The sequence below is a fragment of the Roseateles sp. P2_H4 genome, assembly GCF_056403315.1.
The window spans coordinates 150879-164963 of the sequence record NZ_JBFUFR010000001.1; the positions used below are offsets into that span (position 1 = coordinate 150879).

The window sequence follows — 14085 nt, forward strand, 5'->3', positions numbered from 1 at the left end:
TCGGCATGTTGCGGGGCTGAAGATGACAATGCGCGTCATGTATTGCGAGGCCCAATCGACGACATGCGCGCCAGCCGCCTGCTTTCCATCCTGATCCTGCTGCAACTGCGCCCGCAGATCACGGCGCCGGCGCTGGCGCGTGAGTTCGAGGTGTCGGTGCGCACCATCCTGCGCGACATCGACGAACTGTCGGCGGCCGGCGTGCCGGTCTATGCCGAGCGCGGCCGCGGTGGCGGCTTCAAGCTGCGCGAGGGCTTCGCGACGCGCCTCAACGGCCTGCTCGGCGACGAGGCGCAAGCCCTGCCGCTGCTGGGCCTGCCGGGTGCGGCCAGCGAGCTGGGTCTGGGCGGCGCGTCGCAGCGGCTGCGACTCAAGCTGCAGTCGGCGCTGCCGGGCGAGTCCGCGGCGTTGGCGGGTCGGTTGCAGGCGCGGCTGCATGTGGATCCGCTGGACTGGTACCAGGGCGGCGAGCCTGCCGCGCATCTGCCGGCGCTGGCCCAAGCGGTGCTGGAATGCCGGCGCGTCGAGTTGGACTATCTGAGCTGGAAGGGCGAGCGGCACTGGTGCGCCGAGCCGCTGGGCCTGGTGCTCAAGGGCGGCAGCTGGTACGCCGTTGCGCGCGCCGGCGCGCGCACGCTGACGCTGAAGGTGGCCAACATCCAGTCGCTCAGTGTGAGTGAGGAGGTTTTCGAGCGCCCGGCTGACTTCGACCTGTCGATTTGGTGGCAAGCTTCGCTGCAGCGCTTTGAGCGCGATCTGCGGCCCGAGGTCGCGGTCATTCGCATCACCGCCGAGGGCCGCCGGCGGCTTGCCGAGAAGGGCAGCTACGCGGCGCAGGCCGTGGCGGCTGCGGTGCCCGAAAAGCCGGCGGGGCCGCAGCGGTGGGCGCGGGTGAAGTTGCCGATCGAGAGCGTGGATCAGGCGGCGCGGTTGGTGATGTCGTTAGCGCCGGAGGCTGAAGCGGTGGGGCCGGAAGCGGTGAGGGCGAGGGTGGCGGAGTGGGCTGGTGAATTGGCGGGGCGCCATGCAGGCGCTTAGCAGTCGCCGTCCTGCAATCGGCCTGGCGGGCCTCCGTCCGCCGATGGAGAACTTGTCACTTCAAGCCGCTTTTGCCGATGTTTCATTGGCATAGTCATTGCCCATCAAGCACTTGCGATGGCCCCTTCGGTTTTATGCGGCAGTGGCTGTCGCGCTAGAACACGTTGAAGCTCATGGGAACGAACTTAGTCGACGTGCATCGTGGCGGCCCTAGCAACGCATGGGTCTGGACCGCCACGAGCATCGTCTTCGTTGGGGCCGTGTTCTTTGGTTTGGCCTCTTGCGGCGGCTACGCGTGGCACAAGGAAGTCTTCCGCGTCTCCGCCACCGTCACGGCCATCTTGGCAGTAGTTGTCCCGAGCCCTCTGTTACGGACCATCGTGCGCAAAGCCGTGTTTCTCGCGTTGGTTGTCATCGGCTTTCACTTCGTAGAGGCCGCCGTCGCCCCGTTCTATCCCGGTCCACCGGAATCGCTGAGCGAATACGGCACTCTCTTCCTTGAATCACTGGAGTTTGGTCCGTGCCGCTGAGCTTCAACTGGTCATTGCAGCGGACGCCTCCGGCGCCCGCTGAACTCCGACGTCAGAGCGCACCAATGAAATCCTACGCAACCATCGCCTGCCGAGTGGTACGCATCCTCGGTCACCCCAACAGTGGGTGGTCGCCCGCAGATCCTGATGACGACAACGCGCTCGAGCTCGAGTTCCGATTCGAGATCACAGACGATGGAAACAAGAACTTCCTGCTTGTTTACCATTCGTTGGACGGGCGTTATGCCGCCGATACGTGGCATGAAACCCTTGAGGAGGCCGTTGCCTGGGCACGGGACTCCTATGACATCGCGCCATCGGAATGGGTGATGTCGGGGCCCATTACCTGACTGAGCTGGCAGGCCGTGACGTCAACCACGGCGTCCGGCGCGTCATGCCTTCCCTTCAAGCCATGGAGCCATTTGCTTGACGAGCATCACCTTTGAATCTGCCAACCAGCCCGAGGTCATCGCCCTCATTGCCGAGCTGGACGCCTACCAAGACACCCTTTATCCGCCCGAAGCCCGGTATGCCTTGGACCTGGCTTCGCTGACCCAGCCGAACGTCGTCTTCGCCGTGGCCCGGGACGCTGCGGGGCAGGCGGTGGGCTGCGGCGCTGTCGTGCTGGGCCCGGATTTCGGCGAACTCAAGCGCATGTTCGTCAGCCCGCGCGCTCGCGGCCACGGTGTGGCTCGGCAACTGCTCGAACTGTTGGAGGCCGCGGCGGTGGCCAGGGGCTGCCGGCGCTTCACGCTGGAGACAGGCCCCTACCAGCCCGAAGCCCTCGCCTTCTATGCCGCCTGCGGCTATGAGCGCCGCGGGCCGTTCGGCAGCTACGCGGATGATCCGCTGAGCGTCTTCATGCAGAAGGCGCTGGATGCCACCTTGCCGACCTGAAGGAACGAGCCGTGCCCCTGACCGATGCCGAGACCCAGTTTGCCGCCCTCGTGGTCGACCTGTCGGGCGAGCCCGGCGTGAGCCTCGGGCAACGCGGCAAGAAGGGCTTCGGGTCGTCCGCGCTGCAGGTCAACGGCAAGATCTTTGCGATGGTGTCGGCCACGGGGGCGCTGGTGTTCAAGCTGCCGCGCCAGCGCGTGGACGAGCTCGAGGCGCGCGGCGTCGGCAGGCGCTTCGACCCCGGACATGGGCGGCTGATGAAGGAGTGGCTGACGGTCGACCGTTGCGCGCCGGACGAGTGCCGGTCGATGGCCCGCGAGGCCTTGCGCTTCGTCGGGGGTGCGGCCTGAGCGGCGTCAAACCACCCGCGGCAGATCGCGCCTGACCGCCACGCGGTCGCCAAAGTCGAAGTGCCACCACTCGGTGGTGATGCCGTGAAAGCCCGCTTCACGCATGGCCGCGCGCAGCCAGCCGCGCTCGACGAGGTGCTCGGGCTTCAGTGCGCCGAGGGCCAGGTGCTCGGCCTCGTGGTCGGGGTGGCTGGCCAGCGTCATCTCGTCGAAGCCGCTGCCCATGTCGACCTCGCGGCCGGCGGGGTCGAGCAGGGTCAGGTCCACCGCCATGCCGAAGCTGTGGATGGAGCCGCGCTCGGGGTGGGCGAGGTACATCGTCAGCGGCGTGCCCTGCAGTTCGTCCCACAGGCGCTGCTGGACGCGTTGGGGGCGCAGCGCGTCCAGCACGAGCAGGCGGTAGCCCGGGCGGCGTTCGTGCAGCCAGGCGGCCGCCTGTTCCAGCGCATCGGCGGCCTCGCGGCGCAGCCAGGCGCAGTCGATGCCGGCGTAGACGGAGTGGCCGACGAAGTTGTCGGCGGTGGCGTAGCGCAGGTCGACGGCAATGCCATGAGCCAGCGAGGCCAGGCGCCGGAAGTCGGCATGCGAGGCGATGTCTTCGATGCGGATCACGGCAGGCGAGAGAGGTGTTCGTGCGCAGCGGCGGTGATGAACTTGACCAGGCGGCGCGAGGCCTGGCCCAGCGGCGCGCTGGCCGCGCTGAGCAGATAGAGCTGCACCGGCACGGCCGGCGACAGCGGGCGCACGCGGACCTTGCTGGCATCGGCGCTGGCGGCGGTGAAGGGGTCCACCAGCGTCATGCCGACACCGGCCTCGACGAGGGCGCGCGCGAGCTGGTAGGTCTGCACGGTGATGCGGCTGGCCAGCGGCTGGCCCAGGGCCTCGCCAGCGTGGTGCAGCAGGCCGGCCAGCGGGTCGTCGCTCTGCAGGCCGACGATCTCGGTGCGGATGTCGGCCAGGCCCAGCGGACCCTCGCCCTTGGCCTCGGGGCTGTTCAATGGGCAGAGGGCAACCATGGCACCGCTGGCGATGACCTCGGCCTTGATGCCAGGGTGGCGCGGGTCCTGCAGCGACAGGGCCAGGTCGGCCTCGCCCAGCAGCAGGGCCGACACGATCTCGCGTGTGTGGTGGGTGGCCAGCGAGCAGCTCGCGTTCGGGTAGGCCTTGCACCAGGGCGTCATCGCGGCCGGCACGATGGCCATCGCGAGCGCCGGTGTGGCCACCAGGCGCACCTGCTCGCTTTCGCCGCTCTTCAGGTTGGCCGCCAGGCGGCGGATGCCGACGAGGTCGCGGTTGAGCTTGTCGATCTCGACGAAGAGGCGCTGCGCCTCAGGCGTCGGGTAGAGCTTGCCGCGCACGCGGTCGAAGAGGGCCATGCCGAGCTGCAGCTCGCAATGCTGCAGCACCTTGGTCACGGCCGGCTGGGAGATGTGCAGCAACTGGGCCGCACCGCTGATGGTGCCGGCCTGCATGATGGCGTGGAAGACTTCGATATGTCGCAAGCGCATCTCAGGCCCCCGGCCCAGCGAGTACGCTGATCCGCCCCCCGAGGGGGCCGACCGACTGCCGGGCGAACGGCCCGGCCGCCGGCCGTGAGGGCCGGCTAGGGGCGGCCCGTCGCTCGGCCCCGTAATTCACGACGGCCTCGACGCTCATTTCCGGTACACCCCTTCGAAGTCAACCGAGCCGTTGGGCGCCATCTTGAAACCCACCACGTCCTTGCGGACGGGGATGTAGACGGTGGAGTGCGCCATCGTGATCCACGGCCGCTCGTGCTTGAAGATCTCCTGCGCCTTCTCGTACATCGCGATGCGCTTCTTCTGGTCGGGTGTGGCGCGGGCCTCGTCGATGAGCTTCTCGAACTCGGCGTTGCAGAACTTGATGCCGTTCTTGTTGGCGGCGCAGCTGAGGTTGGGCGTCAGAAAGTCGTCGGCGTCGCCGGTCTCGCCGCTCCAGCCGCTCATGTAGACGTTGTGCTCGCCGTTGTTGGCGCGCTTGAGGTACTCGCCCCACTCATAGGTCTTGATGTGAGCCTTGACGCCGATCTTGGCCCAGTCCTGCTGGATGAGCTGGGCCATCAACTGGCCGTTGGGGTTGGTGGGGCGCTGCACGGGCAGGGCCCAGAGGTCGATCTCGAAGCCGTTCGGGAAGCCCGCCTTGGCCAGCAGGGCCTTGGCCTTGGCCGGGTCGAACTCGTTCTTCAGCTTCTTGTTGTAGCCGGGAATGGCGGGCGGGAAGGCACTGACGGCCTGCGTCGCGTCGCCGCGCGGGAACAGCGCCTTGAAGATCGCGTCGCGGTCGACGGCGATGTCCAGCGCCTCGCGCACCTCGCGCTTGTCGGTGGGCGGCTTCTTCAGGTTGAAGCTCAGGTAGGAGATGTTGAGCGCCTGGATCTTCTCGATGCTGATGTTGGGGTTGTTGGCCAGCGAGGCGACATCCACGTCACGCAGGGCCGCTGTTACATGGCATTCGCCGGCGGCGATCTTCTGCACGCGCACATTCGGCTCGCGGCTGATGCTGAAGACCAGCATCGGCGTGGGCTGCTTGCCGCCCCAGTAATCTGGGTGCGCTTCCATACGCAGCACGTCGTCCTTGGCATAACTTTTGAAGCGGAAGGGCCCCGTGCCGACCGGTTGGACATTGATCTGCGAGGCCTTTCCGTCCTTCAGCAACTGCGCGGCGTACTCGGCGGACTGGATGCCCGCCCAGGCGAACGCGAAGTTTGCGACGAATGTCACGTTCGGTTGCCGGAGCCGGAAACGAATTGTGCGGTCGTCGATCTTGTCGATGCCCTCGATCAGCTTGGTCAGTCCGAGGTTCTGCGGATAGATGAAATTTGCCGGAAACGCCTTGTTGAACGGGTGGTTGGGGTCGATGAAACGTTGAAAAGTGAACAGGACATCATCTGCATTGAGGTCGCGGGTGGGCCTGAACCAGGGGGTGCTGTGGAACTTCACGCCTTCCCGCAATTTGAAAATGAAGCTCTTCGCGTCGGGCGAGATTTCCCAGCTGGTGGCGAGCTTGGGAGTCAATTCCGTCGTGGGTCGTTTGAAGCCGAGCAGACCGTCGAACATCTGGCCGCTGACCGTGTTGGTGCTAGCGCTGTCCCACATTCCAGGGTCAAAGCCTTCTGGACTGGCGTCGGCACAGTAGATCAGCGGCTTGCCCTGGGCCTGTGCGGCGGGCGCTGCGGCCAGTGCGAGAAGGGTCAGCAGGGCGACGTGCAAGGGCTTCATGACGAGGGCTTTTTCAGAGGAAGAACGGGCGGGAATTGTTTGGAGCCAGACCCGCCGCGACAAGGGCAGCAAAGGTCGAGTTGCATAACCCAAACTTATACCCTTCAGCATCCCTAGTTCGTAACGTTTAGCCACGGTCGATTCAGACGCCGCCGTCAGAATCCGCTCCGCCGCTAGGAGACCCCCCTAGTACCGAAGTGCAGCGACGTCCGCTGCTAAGGATTGCTTTGCCATGACTGACCCCCAACGTCGTAAATTTCTCCAGTATTCAGCCGCCCTGAGCGGCTCCATCCCCTTGGTCGGTTGCGGCGGTGGAGGCGGAGAAGCCATGGCGGCCGCGGAAGCACCGACTGCCGAGGCGGCCGGCGTGATCAAGCTGCCCACCACGCCCGTCACGCCCGCGCCGGTTCCGGCGCCCGCGCCTGCCCCGGCACCGGCGCCCGTCCCGGTGGCTGTCACGACGCTCGGCCTGGCCACAGGCGCGATGCAGTTCAGCCTGATCAGCACGAAGAATCAGGTGAAGGCGCCCTTCTGCCTGGGCTTCGCGTTCAAGCGCGGCGACATCCCGGCTGGCAGCAGCGTGGCCTCCAATCTGAGCGCCATGCAGGTCATTTCACGCACGACCTGGCCGGACGGCTCGCTGAAGTTTGCCCAGCTGGCAGGCTTCGCCGACCTGACCGCCAACACATTGCAGACGGTGCGCTTGCGCCGGGTGGCCAGCGCCGCCGCCGCCGCCGCCGCCACGTCGCTGAGCCTGGCCGACCTGAAGAAGACCGGCCTGACGGCCGAGGTCGGTGCCGGCGCGCTGGGCAGCGCCAGCTTCGCTGCCGCCGACTGGGACGCGCCTTTCCAGGCCTGGGTCAGCGGCCCGCAGATGTCGTCCTGGATCTTCCGCAAGCCGGTGGGCAGCGATGCCCACCTGACCGCCTGGCTGGAAGTGCGCCTGTTCGCCGGCGGCGCCGTCGAGGTGTTGCCGTGGATCGAGAACGGCTATCTGCAAGTGGCCGGCCCGATCAACAAGGCGGCCACCTACACCTTCAAGATCAATGGCACGCAGCGCTTCTCCGCCGCCATCGACCTGCCCCACCACTGCCGCACGCCACTGATCAGCGGCACGGCGCTGTCCTATTGGCTGGGTGAAGACCCCGCCGTGACGCCGCGCCACGACCTGGCCTATCTGCAGGCCACCGAACTGGTGCCGACCTACAGCGCCCGCGTCGACCCGGCCGCCACCAGCGCCAAGACGCTGGTGGCAACCTTCACGCCGCTGGACAAATGCAACTTCAGCTATGACGGTGATGCCATGACGGCCACCGGCTACCAGGACCCAATCGGTCTGCTGCCCCAGCACGACGCGCTCTATCTGACCTGCGAGTCTTCGACGACCTATGCCGCCGTGCTGCGTAACGGCTTCGCAGCCGGCCGCTATCCCATCCACTATCGTGACGAGAAGACTCAGCGCCCGCTGCGGTTCTCACAGTTTCCCAATCTGGTGCTGAACGAATCCAACAGCGGGGTGGCGAACATCGGCAGCTCCACCCGCTACCAGTTCACGCCCAAGCCGACAGGCACCAAAGGGCCCGGCTGGGACTGTGCCCACAGCCCGTCGGTGGGCTATATGGCCTATCTGCTGACTGACCGCTGGTATTTCATGGAGCAGGTCCAGTTCGCAGCGACGCTGGACTATCTGTCCAAGGGCGACAACGACATTCTGCGCAACGGTTCCCAGGGCCTGGTGCAAAGCTGCTATGGCGCCTGGCAGACACGCGCCTGTGCCTGGCAGTGGCGCACGCTGGTGCAGGCTCTGACCGTGACGCCCGACAGCGACTCTGCACTGAAGCAGGAATTCGTCACCTGCGTGCAGACCAATATCGACAATTTCCACGCTCGCTACGTGGCTCAGCCCAACAACCCCTATGGCTGGATCCAGCCGGGCGAGGGCTACGACAACGGCCTGCAGCTAGGCGCGCCTTGGCAGCAGGACTTCGTGACCGCGGCTTTTGGATACTCACTGTCGCTGGGACTGCCTGTGGCAGCGGCCTATGCCACCAAGCTGGATGCCTTCTTCCGCTGGAAGGCGCGCAGCGCCATCATGCGCTTGGGGCCTTCCACGGGCTTCTGGTACGTCAATGCAGCGCCCTACACGATGAGCATCACGGCGGTGGCGTCTCCGGACTTCGCTGGCGGCAAGGGCCCCTGGCTGCCCAGCGATGCGGCGGTCTACCTGGCCACCTTCGCCAGCAAGCCGGCCTGGTTGGGCGTTCTCGAAGGCAAGCTGGCCGCCGAATTCATGCCGGGCGACCGTGCCACCTGGGGCAATCTGACGCCGGCGATCGCCTATGCGGTCCGACACGGCGTGACGGGCGCGAGCGCGGCCTACCAGCGTATGGTCAACGCCAGCAACTACCCGGCCCTGCGCGACGCCTTCAATATCTCGCCGGTCTGGGCTGTCGCGCCCGCCCTCCACCAGCCCGCCTGGATCGCCAACAAGCCGCTGAACACCTGGTTCGAGATCCCCAACACCGCCGGTGCCGGCGGTGCCGCGATCGATGCCTACAGCGGCATGGCCGTCAACGATCGCAACTGCGAGCTCATCATCGCGGCCGCTGGCGGCCACGGCGATTCCTCGGACAACCGTGTCGTCTCCATCAGCCTCGCTGCCGACACGCCGAGCTGGACGGTGCGCATGCAGCCCAGCCTGATCACGGCGCAGAACGTTGCCTACTACGTCGACGGCAAGCCGACTTCGCGTCACGTCTACAGCTCGGCGCATTTCGTGCCGCAGCTCAACCGGGTCATGTTGTTCGGTACCCGCGCGTCATATGGCTCCGCCTGGGACTTCGGCAAGGTCGACGCCTTCAGTCTCGATACCAACACCTGGGACAAGGCTGGCACCTGGGCTGACATCACGGGCGCCTACTTCGGCGCCGCGCAGATTCGCGCCACCGGCGAGGTCATCAGCGTCGGCCTGAAGAAGTGGTCCCCCGTCGACAAGAAGTGGACCGACCTCGTCAGCAACGCCAACGGCGACGCGGTGCGCTGGCCCATGGCCTTCGATCCGCGACGCAACCAGGTCTTCTGCCTGCAATGGGGCGACGGCCAGGGCTTTGACCCGCAGCGCATGGTGGCCAGCCGCGCGCCGGTCGGGGGTGCCCAGCAGATCGCTGTCAGCTTCAATCCCAGCGCCGCACTGACGCAATGGCTGGCCGACAAGCCCAGCTATGCCGGCATGGATTACGACGCCGACAACGATCGCTTCCTGTTCTACAGCGGCCAGGGCGACGCGGCGGGGCGCGTCTACGTCATCACGCCCAATGATGGCAATGTCTGGGACATGAGCTTGCTGAGCGTCGGTGCCGGCAGCGCGAAGATCGCGGCGACACCCGATAGCGGCGTTCAGAACCGCCTGCGCTACATCCCGGCCCTGCGCGGCTTCGTGCTGCTGGCTCGTGGCAGCGCCAACCTCTACTTCCTGCGCACGGCCTGACAGAATCGGTCCACGATGTGGACCGATTTCCAACCGCTAACCATCCAGCGTGACGGCGTCACGTTGTTTGCCCGCCAGGGCGGCCCGTCGGAATCCGGCAGGCCGCCCTTGCTGCTTCTGCATGGCCATCCCCAGACCATGGCGATGTGGCATCGCGTCGCGCCGACGCTCGCCCAGCATCACCGGGTCGTGCTGATAGACCTGCGCGGCTATGGCGACAGCGACCGTCCGCCCGCCGGCGAAGCCAGCACGGCCTATGCCAAGCGCGAGATGGCCCTCGACGCGGTCGCGTTGATGCGGTCGCTCGGCCACGAGCGCTTTGCCGTGCTGGCGCACGACCGCGGCGCGCGGGTCGCGCATCGGCTGGCGCTGGATCATCCCCAGGCCGTGACCCGGCTGATGCTGCTGGACATCGCGCCGACGCTGGCGATGTACGAGGGCACCACCGAGGCGTTTGCGCGCGCCTACTGGCATTGGTTCTTCCTGATCCAGCCGGCGCCCCTGCCCGAGCGCCTCATCGAGGCCGACCCCGCCGCCTATCTGCGCGATGGCATGGGCCGCCGCGGCGGCGCCTTCTTCGACAAGCGCGCCTGGGCCGAGTACGAGCGTTGCATGGCGCGGCCCGGCTCGGCCGCCGGGGTCTGTGCAGACTACCGCGCCAGCGCCGGCATCGACCTCGATCACGACCGTGCCGATCGCGATGCGGGCCGCCGCATCACCCAACCCCTGCGCGTGCTGTGGGGTGCCGAGGGCGTCGTGGGTCGCTGCTTCGAGCCACTCAAGCTCTGGCAGGCCGCGGCCGAAAACGTCGGCGGCCGCGCGGTCGCCAGCGGCCACTACATCGCCGAGGAAGCGCCCGAAGTGGTGCTGGCCGAGGCGGCAGATTTCTTCAAGGAGGACTAGGGGCTTTCCTCACCACGGGAGTCGGATGCGTTGCCACTCAAAAGGCCGCGAGCAAGGCGCGAAGCCGAAGCTGGGGTCGTCCCCAGCGAGGCTTTGCAACGCCGCGGGCGGCCTTTTGAGTGACAACCCTTAGGGAGAGGGTCTGCGCGGGCGCATGGCGTTGTTGCGCGCCTGGCCTGGGCATGAGCCCAGGGCGGCGGCGCACGTCTAGCCCTGCGCCCGCGCAGATCCTCTCGCACCGATTCCCGTGGTGAGGAAAGCCCCTTATGCAAAAGATCGCCGTGATCGCCGGTGACGGCATCGGTACCGAAGTCATGCCCGAAGGCCTGCGCGTGCTGCGCGCCGTCGCCGAGCGATTCAGCCTGCCGCTGCGCTTCGACGAGTTCGATTTTGCGCACTGCCGCTACTACGAGCAGCACGGCCAGATGATGCCGGACGACTGGAAGGAACAGATCGGCGGCCATGACGCCATCTTCTTCGGCGCCGTCGGCTGGCCGGCCGTGGTGCCGGATCACGTCAGCCTCTGGGGCTCGCTGCTGAAGTTCCGTCGCGAATTCGACCAGTACGTGAACCTGCGCCCCGCGCGACTGCTGCCCGGCGTGCGCTCGCCACTCGCAGGCCGCTCGCCCGGCGACATCGACATGTGGATCGTGCGCGAGAACACCGAGGGCGAATACTCCAGCGTCGGCGGGCGCATGTACGCCGGCACCGAGCGCGAGATCGTCATCCAGGAGACGGTCATGAGCCGCATCGGCGTCGACCGCGTGCTGCGCTTCGCCTTCGAGCTGGCTGCCTCGCGGCCGCGCGCCAAGCTCACCTCCGCCACCAAGAGCAATGGCATCGCCATCACCATGCCCTATTGGGACGAGCGCGTCGAAGCCATGGCCGCGCAGTTCCCTGGCGTCGCGGTCGACAAGTTCCACATCGACATCCTCTGCGCCCACTTCGTGCAACGGCCGCAGCACTTCGACGTGGTGGTGGCCAGCAACCTGTTCGGCGACATCCTGTCCGACCTGGGGCCAGCCTGCACCGGCACCATCGCCATCGCGCCCTCGGCCAACCTGAACCCGACGCGCGCATGGCCCAGCCTGTTCGAGCCGGTGCACGGCTCGGCGCCGGACATTGCGGGCAAAGGCATCGCCAACCCCATCGGCCAGATCTGGGCCGGCGCCATGATGCTGGACTTCCTGGGCCACCGCGCCGCCCACGACGCCGTCATGGCGGCCATCGAAGCCGTGTTGGCCGACCCCGCCGCGCCCAAGACGCCCGACCTGGGCGGCAAGGCCTCATGCACCCAACTGGGCGAGGCCATTGCCGGGGCTGCGAAAATGGCGAAATCATGAAGTCCATCGCCTACACCCGTGCCCAAGGCCTGCCGGCCCTGCTCCAGCAACGCATTGCCGTCCTCGATGGCGCGATGGGCACCATGATCCAGCGTTACAAGCTGGTCGAGGCCGACTACCGTGGCGAGCGCTTCAAGGACCATCACAAGGACCTGAAGGGCAACAACGAGATGCTGATGTTCACGCGGCCCGATGTGCTGCTTGAAATCCACGAGCAATACCTCGCCGCCGGTGCCGACCTCATCGAGACCAACACCTTCGGCGCCACCACCGTGGCCCAGGAGGACTACGACCTCGCCGAGTTGGCCTACGAGATGAATGTCGAGGCCGCCAAGCTGGCCCGCGCCGCCTGCGACAAATACTCGACGCCCGACAAGCCCCGCTACGTGGCGGGTGCCCTCGGCCCGACGCCGCGCACCGCTTCCATCAGCCCGGACGTCAACGACCCCGGCGCCCGCAATGTCGACTTCGACACGCTGCGCGCCGCCTATTACGAGCAGGCCAAGGGCCTGCTGGAGGGGGGCTGCGACCTCTTCCTCGTCGAGACCATCTTCGACACGCTGAATGCCAAGGCCGCCATCTTCGCGCTCGACGAGCTGATGGAAGACACCGGCGAGCGCCTGCCCGTCATCATCTCGGGCACGGTGACCGACGCGTCCGGCCGCATCCTGTCCGGCCAGACCGTGACCGCCTTCTGGCACTCGGTGCGCCACGCCCGCCCCATCGCCATCGGCCTGAACTGCGCGCTGGGCGCGACGCTGATGCGGCCCTATATCGAGGAACTGGCCAAGGTGGCGGGCGACGTGGCCGTCAGCTGCTACCCCAACGCCGGCCTGCCCAACCCCATGAGCGACACCGGCTTCGACGAGACGCCGGACGTGACGGCGCGCCTGGTGGGCGAGTTCGCCCAGGCCGGCTTCCTGAACATCGCCGGCGGCTGCTGCGGCACGACGCCCGACCACATCGCAGCCATCGCCAAGGCCGTGTCGGCCTACAAGCCGCGCGTCAGCGGCGAGAAGTTCTTCAGCGAGATGCTCGCGGCGGCCTGAGGCCGTTTCAGAGCGCGGCCTTGGCCGCCGCCAGGTAGGCGCTGCGCTGCTCCAGGCCGTTGTAGCCGCCGTTGATGCGCCTCGTGACCAGCCGGATGTCGTCGCTGTCGCTGTAGGTGTTCAGCTTGGCCTGGATCCAGTACTGCAGCGCCGTCTCCAGCGCGAGCTCGGGGTCGGATGCGATGAGCTCCGGGGTGGTCATCAGCTCGGGCCTGCCGAGGGCCTCGGCAAAGCGCTGGTAGTTGCTCCGCCCGGTCAGCAGCAGCAGCCCGCGGCCTTTGAAGCGGGCTCCGTCGCCCGGCTGGGTATTGCCCAGGTCCGCGCGGCCTTCGTAGGCCGCACCCGAGGACAGCTCCTGCGTGAAGTGCAACTCGTCGCTCTCGCGGCCGATCTGGGCCAGGAACATCGCGGCCCGCGAGCAGGTGTTGATCTCCGCCTTGGCCATGCCCTTGCGCAGCAGCGGCAGATAGGTCTCGAGGTCGGCTGGCTTGGCGCGCGGGTAGATGCGCGCCAGCTTGGCCACCGTCAGCTTGTTCAGCGGGTTGCCCTGGCCCGAGGTGCAGGCGCGATCCTCGACAGGCATCGTGGTGGCGGCGCCCTGACCCGTGGTGGTCGACGGCGTGGTCGACAGCTTGGTGGTGGGCGCAATCGCCACCACGACGGCCGCGCGCGTACCGGTCTCGAGATCGCGGCAATCGCGCTCGACCGCGCTCGTGTAGTCATCCTTGATCGCGGCGCCCAATGTGTCCCGCATGTCCTTGCGGTCGAAGGTCTCGGCCACCAAGTAGCTCTGCACCTTGAGCTGCTGCTCGAGATAGGCCTTGCATTCCACCAGCGTCGTGTAGCGCCGGCCTTCGAGACGGCTGCGCAGGGCCTCCATGACGGCTTGCTGTTCGCCGCGGCGTGCCTGCAGCTCGGCGCGAGCCCAGGTCTGCAGCGGATTGCCTTCGATGGAGGCGATCACCGTGAGCGTGTCGCGCCGGTATTCGCGTGACGCCTTGTCCGCGATGGCCAGCTTGGCGAAGTCCAGCGCGATCTGGTGCGCGATCTCGGTCTGCTTGAGCTGGTTCTGCCAGTAGCCGTTGATGAACTGCACCAGAGGCACGACGGCGGCGGTGAGGGCGCCCAGCCAGGCCAGCACGGTGGGCGTGAGCACGCGCGATGCGGCTTCGGGCGTCGGCGTGGCGGGTGCGGGCATGAGGGCCTCCTGTGAGGGGCCGATGCTAGAACGGCGCACACGCGTTGCCGGCGG

Annotated in this window: 13 protein-coding genes; 9 read left to right on the forward strand and 4 right to left on the reverse strand. The window is 67.2% G+C overall.

What is annotated here, in order from left to right:
• Positions 1-63 precede the first annotated feature (63 nt).
• From AC1DW3_RS00755 to AC1DW3_RS00775, 5 genes are all read left to right on the forward strand, one after another.
• The gene (locus tag AC1DW3_RS00755) at positions 64-1038 is read left to right on the forward strand and encodes a helix-turn-helix transcriptional regulator (protein ID WP_477927704.1); all 975 of its coding nucleotides are present in this window, start codon (positions 64-66) and stop codon (positions 1036-1038) included.
• Positions 1039-1202: 164 nt separating this feature from the next.
• A complete protein-coding gene (locus AC1DW3_RS00760; protein WP_477927706.1) occupies positions 1203-1568 on the forward strand; it encodes a hypothetical protein in 366 nt (121 codons plus the stop codon).
• 65 nt (positions 1569-1633) lie between these two features.
• Complete coding sequence (locus tag AC1DW3_RS00765) at positions 1634-1918, forward strand: hypothetical protein (RefSeq protein WP_477927707.1); 285 nt, start codon at positions 1634-1636, stop codon at positions 1916-1918.
• A gap of 76 nt (positions 1919-1994) precedes the next feature.
• Complete coding sequence (locus AC1DW3_RS00770; RefSeq protein WP_477927709.1) at positions 1995-2465, forward strand: GNAT family N-acetyltransferase; 471 nt, start codon at positions 1995-1997, stop codon at positions 2463-2465.
• 11 nt (positions 2466-2476) lie between these two features.
• A complete protein-coding gene (locus AC1DW3_RS00775; RefSeq protein ID WP_477927711.1) occupies positions 2477-2815 on the forward strand; it encodes a hypothetical protein in 339 nt (112 codons plus the stop codon).
• Positions 2816-2821: 6 nt separating this feature from the next.
• Here AC1DW3_RS00775 and AC1DW3_RS00780 read toward each other — a convergent pair whose 3' ends face one another.
• The 3 genes from AC1DW3_RS00780 to AC1DW3_RS00790 form a co-directional block, all read right to left on the reverse strand.
• Positions 2822-3427, reverse strand: a complete 606-nt coding sequence (locus tag AC1DW3_RS00780; RefSeq protein WP_477927713.1) for a M15 family metallopeptidase — start codon at positions 3425-3427, stop codon at positions 2822-2824.
• The gene (locus tag AC1DW3_RS00785) at positions 3424-4323 is read right to left on the reverse strand and encodes a LysR family transcriptional regulator (RefSeq protein WP_477927715.1); all 900 of its coding nucleotides are present in this window, start codon (positions 4321-4323) and stop codon (positions 3424-3426) included. Before AC1DW3_RS00785 ends, AC1DW3_RS00780 begins: the two co-directional genes overlap by 4 nt.
• Positions 4324-4467: 144 nt before the next feature.
• Entirely contained in the window at positions 4468-6051 is a 1584-nt protein-coding gene (locus AC1DW3_RS00790; protein WP_477927717.1) for an ABC transporter substrate-binding protein, read from the reverse strand.
• Positions 6052-6379: 328 nt separating this feature from the next.
• Between AC1DW3_RS00790 and AC1DW3_RS00795 the strand changes: the two genes are divergently transcribed.
• The 4 genes from AC1DW3_RS00795 (at position 6380) to AC1DW3_RS00810 (ending at position 12833) form a co-directional block, all read left to right on the forward strand.
• A complete protein-coding gene (locus AC1DW3_RS00795) occupies positions 6380-9538 on the forward strand; it encodes a hypothetical protein (RefSeq protein ID WP_477927719.1) in 3159 nt (1052 codons plus the stop codon).
• A gap of 15 nt (positions 9539-9553) precedes the next feature.
• Positions 9554-10441, forward strand: a complete 888-nt coding sequence (locus AC1DW3_RS00800; RefSeq protein ID WP_477927721.1) for an alpha/beta fold hydrolase — start codon at positions 9554-9556, stop codon at positions 10439-10441.
• A 266-nt stretch (positions 10442-10707) separates the two neighbouring features.
• Positions 10708-11784: a tartrate dehydrogenase gene (locus tag AC1DW3_RS00805; protein ID WP_477927723.1), complete on the forward strand. Its 1077-nt coding sequence runs from the start codon at positions 10708-10710 to the stop codon at positions 11782-11784.
• Positions 11781-12833, forward strand: a complete 1053-nt coding sequence (locus AC1DW3_RS00810) for a homocysteine S-methyltransferase family protein (protein ID WP_477927725.1) — start codon at positions 11781-11783, stop codon at positions 12831-12833. The genes AC1DW3_RS00805 and AC1DW3_RS00810 overlap by 4 nt, the downstream gene beginning before the upstream one ends.
• Before the next feature lie 7 nt (positions 12834-12840).
• On the opposite strand, the gene AC1DW3_RS00815 is transcribed toward AC1DW3_RS00810, so the two are convergent.
• A complete protein-coding gene (locus tag AC1DW3_RS00815) occupies positions 12841-14031 on the reverse strand; it encodes a glycoside hydrolase family 19 protein (protein ID WP_477927727.1) in 1191 nt (396 codons plus the stop codon).
• Between the last annotated feature and the right edge of the window lie 54 nt (positions 14032-14085).

Coding starts and splice junctions, on each gene's coding strand:
- AC1DW3_RS00755 (WP_477927704.1), top strand. CDS start 64: ATGCGCGCCAGCCGCCTGCTTTCCATCCTGATCCTGCTGCAACTGCGC.
- AC1DW3_RS00765 (WP_477927707.1), top strand. CDS start 1,634: ATGAAATCCTACGCAACCATCGCCTGCCGAGTGGTACGCATCCTCGGT.
- AC1DW3_RS00785 (WP_477927715.1), bottom strand. CDS start 4,323: ATGCGCTTGCGACATATCGAAGTCTTCCACGCCATCATGCAGGCCGGC.
- AC1DW3_RS00790 (WP_477927717.1), bottom strand. CDS start 6,051: ATGAAGCCCTTGCACGTCGCCCTGCTGACCCTTCTCGCACTGGCCGCA.
- AC1DW3_RS00795 (WP_477927719.1), top strand. CDS start 6,380: ATGGCGGCCGCGGAAGCACCGACTGCCGAGGCGGCCGGCGTGATCAAG.
- AC1DW3_RS00800 (WP_477927721.1), top strand. CDS start 9,554: ATGTGGACCGATTTCCAACCGCTAACCATCCAGCGTGACGGCGTCACG.
- AC1DW3_RS00805 (WP_477927723.1), top strand. CDS start 10,708: ATGCAAAAGATCGCCGTGATCGCCGGTGACGGCATCGGTACCGAAGTC.
- AC1DW3_RS00810 (WP_477927725.1), top strand. CDS start 11,781: ATGAAGTCCATCGCCTACACCCGTGCCCAAGGCCTGCCGGCCCTGCTC.
- AC1DW3_RS00815 (WP_477927727.1), bottom strand. CDS start 14,031: ATGCCCGCACCCGCCACGCCGACGCCCGAAGCCGCATCGCGCGTGCTC.